We start from the raw sequence: 14,272 nt of genomic DNA on the forward strand, positions 1-14,272 counted from the left end.
ATCTGACTTACATTTGTTAACTATGCGAATCATCGATAAGTTTATCATCAAACAGTTTGTTTCTACCGCCATTTTTATGGTGTTAGGAATTTCTGTTATTTCTGTTGTGATCGATACCAGTGAACGTATGGATGATTTTGTGAAATCGGGTTTGTCTTTCTGGGAAATTGTAAGTACTTATTATCTCGGATTTGTGCCCTTTATCATTTCGATGATTTTTCCGTTGATGGTCTTTATCGCGGTGATCTTCTTCACTTCTAAAATGGCTGCAAGGTCAGAAATAGTAGCCATGCTGGCGGGAGGTGTACAATTTAGACGGGTATTGCTGCCTTACATGATCGGAGCTTTTTTGTTGAGCGGTACTTTTTGGGTAGCTACCCATTTCTGGATTCCTAAAGCGAATATTTTAAGAACAGATTTTAAGTCGGCTTATATTGATAGTAAAAGTTCCTATGAACAGTCTGAATTCTCCAAACGTCCGAAATACTTTTATATAGCACTTGATACGAATCTATATGCAGGAATTGTATACTATGATTCGGTTTCTAAATCTGCTGCCGGTGGGGTATTCTTAAATCGATTAGAAAACAGGGAAATTGTTTATAACCTGCGTTCAAATGGTTTTAAATGGGATACGCTGACGAACGACTGGAAACTGACACAGGTAGTAGAACGGTATTTTGATAATGAGAAAGAACTCGTGATCGAAACGCCGGAAATGAATATCGACTTAAACATCACTCCCAACGATATCCGTTATGATAAGTATCTCAAGGATAAAATGACTACTCCTGAGTTGATAGCCTATATTGATGAACAGGAAAGACGTGGTGCGGAAGGATTGAACGAATTTAAAGTAGAACGTTATCGTAGAGACGCAACCCCTGCATCTGTTTTTATTCTAACCGTAATAGGGATGAGTGTGGCTTCGCGTAAAACCAGAGGGGGTAGTGGGCTGAACATGGCTATTGGTATTGTATTAGCTGCGGTATTCGTAGTAATGGATAAATTTTCGCTGACTTTCAGTACTAAAGGAAACCTTCCTCCAATGCTTTCGGCATGGACCCCTAATATTATCTTTTCGTTAGTTGCCTTCTGGTTATACAAGCGTGCACCCAAGTAAAATGTGATAAAAAACCGAACATTTAATGGCAAAATATTGTTAGATTAAGCGGGTTTTAATTTTGTTTTAGGCGAGTTATTTTTTAACTTTAGCCATTCACAAATTGCTTGCTTTAAGCATCACTAATAATATTCGTTATCATGGGAGTACTAAAAGATAGGTTCAAAGCGAAGGCCGATGAAGCCGCCGTAGAGATCAAAGATATTTTAAAAGAGCACGGTAATAAGGTTATAGGAGAGGTACAGTTATCACAGGTTTACCAGGGGATGAGAGGCATTACCGGCTTAGTTTCTGAAACTTCACTTTTAGATGCTCAGGAAGGTATACGATTCAGAGGTTATTCAATTCCGGAATTACAGGAAAAATTACCAAAAGCTCCCGGTGGTAGCGAACCATTACCGGAAGGATTATTTTACCTGATGTTAATCGGTGAATTACCTACCGAACAGGATGTTACAGATATTACTTCATTATGGCAACGCCGTTCACACGTTCCCGGACACGTTTTTGATGTAATTGATGCGTTTCCGATTTCAGCTCACCCAATGACTATGTTTGTAGCGGGTGTAATGGCCTTACAAACCGAAAGTAATTTCGCACAACGATACAGCGAAGGAATTAACAAGAAAGATTACTGGGATCCGATTTTTGACGACTCAATGGATCTGATAGCACGTTTACCTCGCATCGCAGCTTATATCTACAGAAGAAAATATAAAAATAATAAACATATCCAGCCGAACGGTTTGTTAGACTGGTCTGGTAACCTTGCACATATGTTAGGTTATTCAAGCGAAAGCTTTAAAGAGCTGATGCGTTTGTATATGACTATTCACGCTGACCATGAAGGAGGAAATGTTTCTGCACATACTACCCATCTGGTAGGTTCGGCATTAAGCGATCCGTTTTTGTCGTTTGCTGCGGGTATGAATGGTTTGGCCGGTCCTTTACACGGATTAGCAAACCAGGAAGTGGTGAAATGGATTTTTGAAATGCAGGAAAACTTGCAAACACAAACTCCTTCAAAAGAACAGATCGAACAATACGTTAAAGATACACTGGCGTCAGGGAAAGTCGTTCCGGGATACGGACATGCTGTTTTACGTAAAACAGATCCACGCTTTACCGCACAAATGGAGTTCGGTAAGAAACACATGCCGGAAGACCCGTTAGTGCAAACTGTTTGGAACGTTTATGAAACTGTTCCGCCAATTCTGCAGGGTTTAGGTAAGGTGAAGAATCCATGGCCTAATGTAGATGCCCATAGCGGTGCATTATTGGTACACTACGGTTTTGTTGAATATGAATTCTATACCGTGTTATTCGGGGTTAGCCGTGCATTAGGTGTATTAACCAACCTCATCTGGTCAAGAGCAATGGCGATGCCGATTGAAAGACCAAAATCTGTAACCACTGAACTGGTAAAAGGCTGGTTAAAAGGTGAAGAGCAGATTTGGGGTGAATAATCAGGTAAATGCTAATATATTATATAGAAGGTCTCGCGAAAGCGGGACCTTTTTTTGTATTAAAATGTTAAAGAGGGGTATCTTTTTTGGATATTCAGTGTTTAGACATTAATTTTACATGACTAAAATGAAAACATATGGCAACCTGGAATATAGATCCGAATCACTCGGAAGTAACCTTTAAAGTAAAACACCTGGTAATTTCAACTGTAACCGGTCAGTTTAAAAGTTTCAACGGTACTGTTGAAGCAGCAAGCGATGATTTTTCTGATGCTAAAATTGAATTTGCAATTGATTTAGACAGTATTGATACCAGAAACGAACAACGTGATGGGCATTTAAAGAGTGCAGACTTTTTTGATGTAGCAAATCATCCACAGATGACTTTTAAATCTACAAGTGTTGAAAAAGTATCCGGATCAGACTATAAATTAACCGGCGACTTAACGATCAAAGGAACTACCAAATCAATAACTTTAGATGTAGAGTTCGGTGGTTTGCAGAACGATTTTTATGGCAATACTGTGGCGGGTTTTGAGTTGAGTGGTAAAATTAATCGTCAGGAGTTTGGTTTAACCTGGAGCGCTGTAACTGAAACCGGTGGTATTGTGGTAAGTGATGATGTGAAAATTTCAGCAAATATTGAGCTGCACAAACAAGCTTAATGGCTGTGATGAATATAGTAAAACCGCTTCAGTAATGAGGCGGTTTTTTTGTGTAGTGATCTTTTTACCATTCAGGAATTAAAGTCATAATGGTAATGGGAAACATGAAGGAAATGGAGGAATGAAGGTAAAGCAGCGCGGAAGACAGCACTTCATTCGCTTTTCAACTTCATTCTCTGCATGTTTTAATTGCAATTAACAGATAGAATGATGCAAAGCGCAGCAGCAGGTTCTTTTAATTCCCTTTTGGTAAAAAAAATTCGCTACTATAAAAGAAATTTACAAAAATAAAAATCAATCCTCTATATTTGCATTCGCTTCAAGGGGGATTAGCTCAGCTGGCTAGAGCGCTTGCATGGCATGCAAGAGGCCACCGGTTCGAATCCGGTATTCTCCACTTATTTTTTAAGCTTTGTAACGCAGTAATCTGTATTACAAAGCTTTTTTGTTTTTAAAACTATTCCAGTACAATACCCCAAGACCGATCAAGATCAGATTGGCCTATAAAAGCTATACTTAGAGCATTTGTTAAAGAAATATTGAATATATTTAATGTAGGTATTATTGATGAAGGTAAAATTTAGTTCAACGCTGCGGCTGTTGGATACCGGGATGATGATTGCTTTAATCGTATGATAGATTACTTTGCCCTAAGCCTATGTTCCAATTCTCTCAAATCATGACTTTACCAGCTTTTACTCACAATCTTAAACCAAATTATCGTTCATGAAAAAGCTATCAGTATTCGTTTTTCTGTTAACGTTATTTCAAAACATACAGGCACAGTCTGAAGCACGTCTCCTGCGTTTTCCTGCAGTCAGTGCTGATCAGATCGCCTTCACTTATGCAGGTGACCTATATATAGTTCCAATCACTGGTGGCGTCGCCCGTCGAATTACCAGTCATCCGGGTTATGAAATGTTCGCACGTTTTTCACACGACGGAAAATCGATTGCCTTTACTGCTCAGTACGATGGCAATACGGAAGTGTTTGTTATTCCATCTACCGGTGGAGAGCCCAAACGTATCACATATACACCTACGCTTAACCGTGATGATGTTGCCGACCGGATGGGGCCTAATAATATTGTGATGGGATGGACACCTGACGACAAACACGTTATCTACCGTTCACGAGGTACTTCTTTTAATGCCTTCAAAGGAAAACTTTATCTTGCCCCACTCAATGGTGACCTTAGCCAGGAACTGCCTTTTTCAGTTGGATCATGGGCTTCTTATAATAAAGATGGCTCAAAACTGGCCATGAATCGTGTATTCCGTGAGTTTCGTACCTGGAAGAACTATACAGGTGGAATGGCCGATGATATATGGGTAGTGGATATGAAAACAGGTAATACGGAAAATATTACCAACAATGCTGCGCAGGATATTTATCCAATGTATTACGGAGACAAAATTTACTTTGTAAGCGAACGCGATAAAACTGCTAATATATTTGTATACGATACAAAAACAAAACAAACGCAAAAGGTAACTACGTTTAAAGACTTTGATGTGAAGTTTCCTTCACTCGGTAATAATGCAATCGTATTTGAAAACGGCGGTTATATTTACATGCTTGATCTTGCCAATCATCAAACAAAAAAAGTGAGTATTACTATTGCTGAAGATCTCGCTTCCGGCCGTTCTAAGCAGGTTAACGCTGCTGATTTTATCTACAGTGCCGATCTTTCTCCTGATGGTAAACGTGCCGTATTCAGCGCACGTGGCGATGTATTCACTGTTCCGGCCAGCTCAGGTGTAACACGTAATCTTACACAGTCGGGCAATGCGCATGACCGCAATGTTGCCTGGAGCCCGGATGGAAAATGGATCAGCTACATATCTGATAGAACCGGTGAAGATGAGTTGTATATCCAGCAACAGGACGGACTTCAGCCTGCCAGACAATTAACAAAAGGCGGCGGTTCCTATAAGTTCAGTGCTATCTGGAGTGCTGATAGTAAGTTTTTATTGTTTGCAGACAGAGCACAGAATCTTTATCTCATTGATGTAATTTCAGGAAAACAAACACTGGTAGATCATTCAGATAATGGTACACATTACAATTATACCTTTGCTCCTGATAGTAAGTGGATCGCTTATACCGCTGCAGGAAAAGCCCGCGAATATCCGGTTATTAAACTCTATAATGCGGCTACACAAAAAACACTCACTGTTACAGACACCTGGTACAGGAGTAGTAATCCTCAATTCAGTCCGGATGGCAAGTATTTGTATTTCGTTTCTCAGCGTGACTTTAATCCAATCTACAGTAACACCGAATGGAATCACGCCTATACAGATCAGACACGTCCTTATTTCGTTCGGCTGAGTACTGCCACTATATCGCCGCTTGCAGATAAAAACGATGAAGTATTTATAAAAACAGCTGTTGATACAGCCACGAAAAAAACTGGTGTAACAGATAAGTCTCCGGTAGCTCCCGCTGCACCAATCGGTATAGTGATGAAGGTAGATGAAGAAGGATTGACAGACCGTATCGAAAGCCTTCCCGTATCACCGGGATCCTATGGTGGATTAATTGCCGTTGAAGATGGTCTATACTATTCCACTTTCAGACAGGATGCACGTGGTTTCAGATTTTTCAGTCTAACTGATCAGAAAGAAACAGAGATCGGTAGTTTTGGTAGTTATACCGTAACTACTGATGCAAAGAAGATATTGTTTCGCTCAGGAAATGATTATTATATTGAAACGCTTGGTAAATCAAAAATAACACCTGCAAATAAGGTTGATTTAACAGGTTTGAAGATGACCATTGATCCGAAAGCTGAATGGAAACAAATTTATAATGAAAGCTGGCGTCAGATGCGCGATTATTTTTATGATCCGAATATGCATGGTGTTAACTGGAAAGCTATGCATGATAAATATGCACCGCTACTTCCTTATATAAATCATAGAGATGATCTGACTTATCTTATCGGAGAACTGATCAGTGAGCTCAATGTAGGTCATGCATATGTGAATAGCGGTGACAGACCTTCTGTAAACCGTGTTAAACTCGGATTGCTAGGTGCAAGATTTAGTCGCGATAAAAGCGGTTACTACCGTATAGACAGTATCCTTTCAGGGCAAAGCTGGAATAAATCATTAGTGTCTCCATTACGCGTTGCAGATGGTAGCATAAAAACCGGTAGTTACATTATCTCCATTAACGGTACATCTGTAAAAGCGGTTAGTAATATGTATGAATTGCTGGTGGGTAAAGCGGGTCAGCTGGTAGAGATTGAAGTAAACAATTCTCCATCTGCAACAGGTGCGAAGAAATTGCTTGTAAAGCCAATTGCAGACGAATCATCGCTTTATTACCATGAGTGGGTACAACAGAACATTGCCAAAGTAAATGCAGCCAGTAATGGTAAGATTGGTTATGTACATATTCCTGATATGGGGGTTGAGGGATTAAATCAATTCGCCCGTTATTTTTATCCGCAATTAGATAAAGAAGCACTCATTATTGATGACCGTGGTAACGGAGGAGGTAATGTTTCTCCTATGATTATAGAACGTTTATTACGTCAGCCGGGATTAGGAATGATGCAACGCAATACAAAAACGGCCTCTATTAAACCAGATGCGCACGTGGGGCCAAAAGTTTGTCTGATTGATCAGTACTCAGCTTCTGACGGTGATCTGTTTCCATGGCAGTTCAAACATTATGGCATTGGTCCGTTAATAGGCCAGCGTACATGGGGTGGAGTAGTCGGTATCAGCGGTACATTACCTTTCATTGATGGTGGCGACATGCGTAAACCTGAGTTTGCACACTTTGCACCGGATGGTTCATCGTTTATCATTGAAGGGGTAGGAGTTAGCCCTGATATAGAAATAATTAATGATCCTTATAATGAATATAAAGGGATTGATACACAATTGGCAGAAGGTATTAAAGTGTTGTTAGATAAATTAGCAAAAGGAGAGAAAACAGGTGTTCCAAAAATTCCTGCATTTCCTGATAAGTCGAAATAAATATAATAACAGAACTATTGTTTGAGCCTTTTATAAAAGCTTTGCATCGCAATTATATTGTGATGCAAAGCTTTTGTATTATATAACTGAATAAAGCTTTTATGAATTACAAAGAATTTCTCAGAATAACTTTTGTAGGATTTCGTTTAACAATTGTTTTATTTTCTGTAATGATCTGCGCCACTGTTTTACCCATTGCTTCAAAATCAGTTGAAATGACGGTAATACCATCTTCAAGAATTTCTTTGACATCAGTGTCATTATAGGAAATTAAACCAATGTCTTTTCCCAACTTCAGTTTCTTTTTTCTTGCGAGCTTAATCAACATCACATCATCCGTATCATACCTGCTGAAGGTTATATAGGCATTTCCTTTTTTAAAAGTATTTTCATCGATTTCGGGCTGAATCATGTAAGGAAATGACAGCTCGTTACAATAATGTAAAAAACCGTCAATTACGAGTTTGGCATGAGTGGCTTCAGGATGTGCTACCAGTATTAGTTTTTTGTATTTGTTTAATTCGTTTTTCAGCTTGTGAAGGCTGTGATAGATATCGTGGCCATAATCCTGATAAACACAACTGTAATTGCCTGTGAGGCCCGGCTGGTTCAGGTCAATAATAATTCGTTTTTTTTCAGGAATCATGTTCAGCACCGGTGCAACATCTTCTTTAAAAAAAGTGGCAATCACATAGTGAGTATAATTGCCAAGGTTTTCCCGTATCAGTTTTTCGAATACCTGATAGTTATGATGGTGAAAATAAATGTCGATATCCGCATTGCCTGCGATTTGGTTAAAAAGATTTCTGTAAAACTGCTCCCTTAAAATATTCATTTTATCCAAAAGGAGGAATATGCGAAAAGAATGTTCAATATGTTTTTTTCTTACGAAATATCCTTTTCTGTAAACAGATTCGATAATTCCTTTCTCAACGAGTTCGTTCAGGCCTTTAAGTAAAGTCTCCTTACTCATCTTTAGTTGCTCCTGTAGCTTTTTCAGAGAAGGAAGCTGATCACCAATCTGAAGATGATCATCATTGATAAGTCCGGTAATATAATCGGCCAGATGCTGATATTTTGTTTTTCCAATCGGCAGATTTCCAGAATCAGGCATGGTCGTTTTTTTAACTGTATTGATTATTTATAACAGCAAATGTAGAATAAGTATCATACAAACCAAACCAGTACTAAAGAAAACATTATTAATGTATTGATAATTAATGAATTAAATTTTTTTGCTTGTTTTAAGTATTAGTATTAAGTTTGTGTCTTACATACCAGTCCAGACCAGATTGTCTTAAATACAACGATTGCATATGAGATTTTACATAACCCTGGCTTTTTCCTTACTTCTCGGGATAAAAGCAAATTCGCAGACTATTAAGAATATTGCGGGTACTGTTACAGATACTAAAGGTGATCCATTACCCAAAGCTTCTGTTATTACTGCACAGAGCAAAAAAACAGCATTGACCAACGATAAAGGCTATTTCCATATAGTAGGTGTAGTTGTTGGTGAAAATATTACTATCTCTTCTATTGGATATTCTCCTAAAACAATAACCGTTGGAACGGAATCAAATGTAAAAATCGAGCTGGAGGCTCAGAGTCAGACATTGAATGACGTTGTAGTAATCGGTTATGGCCAGGTAAATCGAAAAGATCTTACAGGATCAGTTGGTTCTGTAAACATAAAAGATTTACAAAAAGCACCTGTGGTATCATTCGAAGATGCGCTGGCCGGCAGAGTTGCAGGAGTACAGGTGTCTACGGGTGATGGACAACCCGGAAGCGTAAGTAATATCGTTATACGTGGAGGTAATTCTATTACTCAGTCTAATTCTCCTCTTTATGTAATTGATGGCTTTCCGCTTGAAAATCCTGATAACAATACTATTAATCCTGATGATATTGAATCTATTGAAATTCTTAAGGACGCTTCCTCTACAGCTATATATGGTGCCAGAGGTGCAAATGGGGTTGTCATTATCACTACCAAGCAGGGAAAGTCAGGCCCGCCGGTAATTACCTATAATAATTGGCTCGGCGTACAGCAGCCTGTTAAGCAAATTCCGGTCATGAGCGCTTATGAGTTTGTAAAATACCAGACTCAGATTTTACCTCCCTCTTCAACACAGATCTATTTTACAGATAACAGAACACTTGACTATTATAAAGATGCCAAAGCTATCAACTGGCAGGATCAGGTACTGCAGGACGCTTTCATGCATAATCATTCTGTATCAGTCAGAGGAGGTACTACTGCTACAAAATACTCTTTAAGTGGTTCTTACCTTGACCAGAACGGAATCGTTATAAATGGCGGTTTTAAAAGATATCAAGGCCGTTTACAGCTTGATCAGACGATTACTCCGAAACTTCGTGCAGGAATTAATATTAATTATACACACGCGATTAAAGAAGGGCAAATTGCCAATCTTACAAGCGATGATTTAAATAGTAGTTCTGCTGGAAATGCGTCTTCTTATCTGATGTTTGGGGCGTGGGGATACCGGCCGGTAAGCGGAAGCGGCAACTTTGAAGACTTTCTGAATGATCCTTTTGATGAAGATGTTACTTCTAGTGTTGATCTTAGGGTTAACCCTGTTGTAAACGCACGAAATCAGTATAATTTCGCTTATACAAAATCTTTACTGGTGAATGCTTTTCTGGAATATACACTGGTGAAGAATTTAAAGTTCAGGGTAAGAGGTGGTATGACTGATATCGGATTAGTTTTTGAAAAGTTCAATAATTCTAATACGGCAGCAGGTAATCCGCTGACAGTTTATGGTGCTACTTTCGGCGTTAATGGAGCTATTAATAATATCAGTAACAGAAGTTACCTGAACGAAAATATACTCACCTATAATAAGGTATTCAATAAAATTCACCGCATTGACGCCATGGCGGGATTTACCATGCAGCGTACTTCTGCTGAATCTAATGGATATACATCTATATTGTTACCTAATGAATCACTGGGCGTTAAAGGCCTTGATCAGGGCATTGTGCTTAATAAAAATTTTACCGGCACTTATTCTACACTGGTGTCATACCTTGGACGTGTTAACTATACGCTGAAGTCGAGATATCTTTTTACGCTTTCTTTCAGAAGTGATGGTTCTTCAAAATTCCATCCTGATAACAGATGGGGTTATTTCCCTTCAGGAGCTTTTGCCTGGAACTTCGCTGAAGAAAACTTTATGAGTGAGATAGGATTTCTTTCTTCCGGGAAGCTTAGAATTTCTTACGGTGTTACCGGAAATAACCGCGTATCGGATTTTGCCTATCGCAGTGTGCTGGAGCAGGAAGTGGGGGCCAATAGTACCAATACCCGAAGCGGATATTATTTTAACGGAGAATATATCCGTGGAACCGTGCCTACCGTAGTGGGAAATGAAAAGCTGAAATGGGAAAGAACAGGAAATCTGGATATAGGGCTTGATCTGGAGTTTTTTAACGGACGACTTAATTTTACCACAGACTATTATCATAAAAGAACAGAAGACCTTCTGTTGAACGCATCACTACCGACCTCTACAGGTTATCTTACAGCATTTAAAAATATCGGTGTTGTAGTCAATAAGGGAATCGAATTCTCATTGAATACAATCAATATAGAAGCTAAAAATTTTACCTGGAGCTCCAGTTTTAATATAGCATTTAATAATAACAGAATCGTTTCATTAAATGGTGATGAGGCTAGTTTGACCACACGTGTAACCAGCTGGAATGCTCAGTTTAATAATTCAATGCCTTACATTGCTTTACCGGGTCAGAATGTTGCTCAGTTTTATGGATTTGTTTTTGACGGGCTGTACCAGACTTCAGACTTTGATCAGTCGGCCGATGGCAAATATGTACTGAAGCCTACTGTTCCCAATAATGGTAATGACAGGTCAACCATACAACCGGGCCACATCAGGTATAAAGACCTGAATGGTGATGGAATCGTAGATGCAAATGATCAGACTGTTATTGGTAATCCGAATCCATTACACATTGGTGGCTTTGTTAATAATTTCAGGTATAAAAATTTTGATCTTAATATTTTCTTCCAATGGTCTTATGGTAATGATGTCTTGAATGCGAACAGAATAGTTTTTGAAGGTTCAGAAGCAAGGCCCAATTTAAATATGTTTAAGACTTATGAAAACAGATGGTCTCCTGAAAATCAATCGAGCTTACTTCCTGTAGCTGGTGGATACGGCCCGAATGTATATTCTGACAGAACTATTGAAGATGGTTCTTTCCTGAGATTGAAAACTGTTTCACTCGGTTATAATCTTTCATCTTCCGTTGCCAAAAAAATGGGTATTCAGGCTGTAAGGGTGCATGCTTCTGCACAAAACCTGATTACCTGGACAAAATATACAGGTCTTGACCCGGAAGTATCAGTGCGCCACACTGCTTTAACTCCAGGGTTCGACTGGAGCCCGTACCCGAGAGCAAGAACCATTACACTGGGATTAAATGTTACATTCTAACGAAAAGCTTATTACTGTTATGAAAATTAATTTTCTTACCATATTACTATTAACAGGATTGGTATCTTGTAATAGATTATTAGATACAACACCGTTGGATTTTGTATCGCCCGATGAGTATTATAAATCAGAGAAAGAACTTGAATCTGCACTTGCGGGTGTATATGACCGTTTGGGAGATACAAGATTATATGCACAGGCAATGACAAGTTATCTGGTTTTTAGTGATGAGTTCTTTATGAAAGGACGAACGTCGGGTGTGCTCGCAAATATTATTGATGCCTCTACACTCGAACTCAACAGGCATTGGGAAACACTATACACCGGTATAGAACGTGCAAATATGTTGCTCGAAAATATGGAGAGTTCTGTTTCTGTCAGAAAAGAAAAAAGAGATGAAGTCAAAGGACAGGCTTTGTTTTTGAGAGCATATTATTACTTCTTACTGGTTGATGAATTTGGTTCCGTACCCTTAAAACTTACTTATACAAGATCCCCGGAAGAAACACCGTTGCCCGGAAGCCCCGTTGCTGTAATATATGAGCAGATTGTAAAAGATATGAAAGAAGCTGCCGGGCTCGTTAAAACCATTTCAGAATATGGATATAATACCAGAATTACACAGACTACAGTCTACGGGATGTTAGCACGTGTATATCTGACTATGGCCGGGTTTCCACTTTATGATGTATCGAAATATGAAGAAGCAAGAAATTATGCAGAACTGGTGAAAGAGTCCGGAGAGCATAGCCTTAATCCTGATTTTAAACAGATTTTTATCAATCACTCAAAAGAGATTTTTGATATCCGTGAAAGTATGTGGGAGGTAGAGTTTAAAGGAGCTAACCAGGGCGAAATTCAGGAAGGCGGAATGATAGGAACCTATAATGGAATTGTATGTTCAAATATAGATACAGGATGGGCTTATGATTATGTTCATACCACTGCAAAATTGTATAATGCTTATGATGCCAGTGATCTCAGAAGAGACTGGACTATTGCTCCTTTCAGATTTGTTACAAGCGGACAAACAGTTGTAAGAACCCCATGGAATGCTACACAGATTCATGAAAGAAATCCAGGAAAATGGAGAAGAGAGTATGAAACTTTTGTACCGAGAAATCAATATTATAACGGTACAAACTGGCCGCTGTTGAGATATTCAGACGTATTGCTGATGTTTGCTGAAGCAGAAAATTATGTCAATGGAGGACCTACACAGCAAGCTTATGAAGCTTTAAATGAAGTAAGAAGGCGTGCTTACGGAAAAGACATACATATTCAGGATGATGATGTGGACGCACCGGCAGGAATGGGACAGGTGGATTTTCTTGAATTTGTTAAAAATGAAAGATTCAGAGAATTAGCTTTTGAAGGAATACGAAAACATGATCTGATCCGATGGGGTATGTATGTTTCTGCTATGCAGGGTTTACTCACAGAATATTCAACTATGACTGCTGATTTAAGAGGACCGGCTATCATTCAGGCGCAACGTATCACCGATAGGGCAGTACTGTTTCCTATCCCTAACAGTGAAATGGCTACAAATCCAAATATGAAACAAAATCCGGGCTGGTAGTTCCCGGAAATACTACTAATAATATTCTAACGAAATTGATATCATTAAAAGATATATCATAATGATAAAAATAATTGCTCCATTTCTGCTGTTGATTTTATTCTCCTGTCAGAAAAGATATGAACTTTCTTCCATAGAAGATTTTAATGTTCATACAGATGCTAATAGTTATTCAGTTGGGGATACCGTAAGATTTTTTTTCGACGGTAATCCTGATAATATTGTATTCTGGTCAGGCGAAGACGGGCATGTTTACGACTACCGGTCACGTACTGCTGTTGAAGGAAATTCAATCGTACTCAATTTTAAAACTTTTTCTCAATTCGGAGAACCCGATGTGGAAAGCCTAAAGCTGCTCATCTCTACCGACTTTGCAGGTATTTATGATTCAGCACATGTAGCAGATGCTACATGGACAGACATTACTGACAGGGCAATTCTTTCAACCGGACAGGATCAGACCTCCTCAGGAGATATAAACCTGAATGATTTTGCTTCGCTCAATAAAGATATGGTACTGGCTTTCCGTTACAAAACAGAAGTGATTAAACCCGCTACCACCCAAAACAGATGGGTTATACGAACTTTTGATTTGAAAAGCATCAACGCACAGGCTGCGGAAAGTATATTAGCGTCTATGTCAACTGCCGGATGGAAAGCCTTTAGTTTTCTGGAACCCGCTACCGCATGGTCAATTACTCCGCAACAGCTGATATCAGCAAGAAGTTTTACCAGTCTTGACGATGATTGGGTGATTACTAAATCATTTAACCCCAATGCTGTTGCTCCTGATAAAGGACAATCCGTTAAAAATATCTCTCAGAAGGTAGATGCTTTTACAAATGTGTTTAGTAAGCCTGGTACTTACAAAGTTGTTTTTGTAGCAACCAATGCGAATGTAAAAAAACAACAATCTATTGTTAGAGAAATCATAATCAATATACAGTAAT

Annotated in this window: 8 protein-coding genes and 1 tRNA gene; 8 read left to right on the forward strand and 1 reads right to left on the reverse strand. The window is 38.9% G+C overall.

The window, feature by feature from the left end; genetic code table 11:
* Positions 1-22: 22 nt before the first annotated feature.
* From D9O48_RS02500 to D9O48_RS02520, 5 genes are all read left to right on the forward strand, one after another.
* Positions 23-1,123, forward strand: a complete 1,101-nt coding sequence (locus D9O48_RS02500) for an LptF/LptG family permease (protein ID WP_126970246.1) — start codon at positions 23-25, stop codon at positions 1,121-1,123.
* Between the two features lie 140 nt (positions 1,124-1,263).
* Positions 1,264-2,589: a citrate (Si)-synthase, eukaryotic gene (locus D9O48_RS02505; protein WP_126970248.1), complete on the forward strand. Its 1,326-nt coding sequence runs from the start codon at positions 1,264-1,266 to the stop codon at positions 2,587-2,589.
* A gap of 137 nt (positions 2,590-2,726) precedes the next feature.
* Complete coding sequence (locus D9O48_RS02510) at positions 2,727-3,254, forward strand: YceI family protein (protein WP_126970250.1); 528 nt, start codon at positions 2,727-2,729, stop codon at positions 3,252-3,254.
* A gap of 323 nt (positions 3,255-3,577) precedes the next feature.
* A tRNA-Ala gene (locus D9O48_RS02515) sits at positions 3,578-3,651 on the forward strand.
* A gap of 329 nt (positions 3,652-3,980) precedes the next feature.
* Positions 3,981-7,250 (forward strand): S41 family peptidase, encoded by a 3,270-nt coding sequence (locus D9O48_RS02520; RefSeq protein WP_126970252.1) that lies wholly within the window; start codon positions 3,981-3,983, stop codon positions 7,248-7,250.
* A gap of 106 nt (positions 7,251-7,356) precedes the next feature.
* Here the strand turns inward: D9O48_RS02520 and D9O48_RS02525 are convergent, their stop codons facing one another.
* A complete protein-coding gene (locus tag D9O48_RS02525) occupies positions 7,357-8,364 on the reverse strand; it encodes a GntR family transcriptional regulator (RefSeq protein ID WP_126970254.1) in 1,008 nt (335 codons plus the stop codon).
* A 202-nt stretch (positions 8,365-8,566) separates the two neighbouring features.
* On the opposite strand from D9O48_RS02525, the gene D9O48_RS02530 reads away from it, so the two are divergent.
* From D9O48_RS02530 to D9O48_RS02540, 3 genes are all read left to right on the forward strand, one after another.
* Positions 8,567-11,740, forward strand: a complete 3,174-nt coding sequence (locus D9O48_RS02530; RefSeq protein ID WP_126970256.1) for a SusC/RagA family TonB-linked outer membrane protein — start codon at positions 8,567-8,569, stop codon at positions 11,738-11,740.
* Between the two features lie 19 nt (positions 11,741-11,759).
* Complete coding sequence (locus D9O48_RS02535) at positions 11,760-13,322, forward strand: RagB/SusD family nutrient uptake outer membrane protein (RefSeq protein WP_126970258.1); 1,563 nt, start codon at positions 11,760-11,762, stop codon at positions 13,320-13,322.
* Positions 13,323-13,383: 61 nt separating this feature from the next.
* A complete protein-coding gene (locus D9O48_RS02540; RefSeq protein WP_126970260.1) occupies positions 13,384-14,271 on the forward strand; it encodes a DUF5017 domain-containing protein in 888 nt (295 codons plus the stop codon).
* Position 14,272 lies beyond the last annotated feature (1 nt).

Source organism: Gynurincola endophyticus (assembly GCF_003991195.1).
GTDB classification, from domain to species: Bacteria; Bacteroidota; Bacteroidia; order Chitinophagales; family Chitinophagaceae; genus Gynurincola; species Gynurincola endophyticus.

Bases quoted from the DNA above. Each gene is read 5' to 3' on its own strand.
- D9O48_RS02540 (WP_126970260.1), top strand. From the start codon at position 13,384: ATGATAAAAATAATTGCTCCATTTCTGCTGTTGATTTTATTCTCCTGT.
- D9O48_RS02520 (WP_126970252.1), top strand. From the start codon at position 3,981: ATGAAAAAGCTATCAGTATTCGTTTTTCTGTTAACGTTATTTCAAAAC.
- D9O48_RS02525 (WP_126970254.1), bottom strand. From the start codon at position 8,364: ATGCCTGATTCTGGAAATCTGCCGATTGGAAAAACAAAATATCAGCAT.
- D9O48_RS02530 (WP_126970256.1), top strand. From the start codon at position 8,567: ATGAGATTTTACATAACCCTGGCTTTTTCCTTACTTCTCGGGATAAAA.
- D9O48_RS02535 (WP_126970258.1), top strand. From the start codon at position 11,760: ATGAAAATTAATTTTCTTACCATATTACTATTAACAGGATTGGTATCT.
- D9O48_RS02510 (WP_126970250.1), top strand. From the start codon at position 2,727: ATGGCAACCTGGAATATAGATCCGAATCACTCGGAAGTAACCTTTAAA.
- D9O48_RS02500 (WP_126970246.1), top strand. From the start codon at position 23: ATGCGAATCATCGATAAGTTTATCATCAAACAGTTTGTTTCTACCGCC.
- D9O48_RS02505 (WP_126970248.1), top strand. From the start codon at position 1,264: ATGGGAGTACTAAAAGATAGGTTCAAAGCGAAGGCCGATGAAGCCGCC.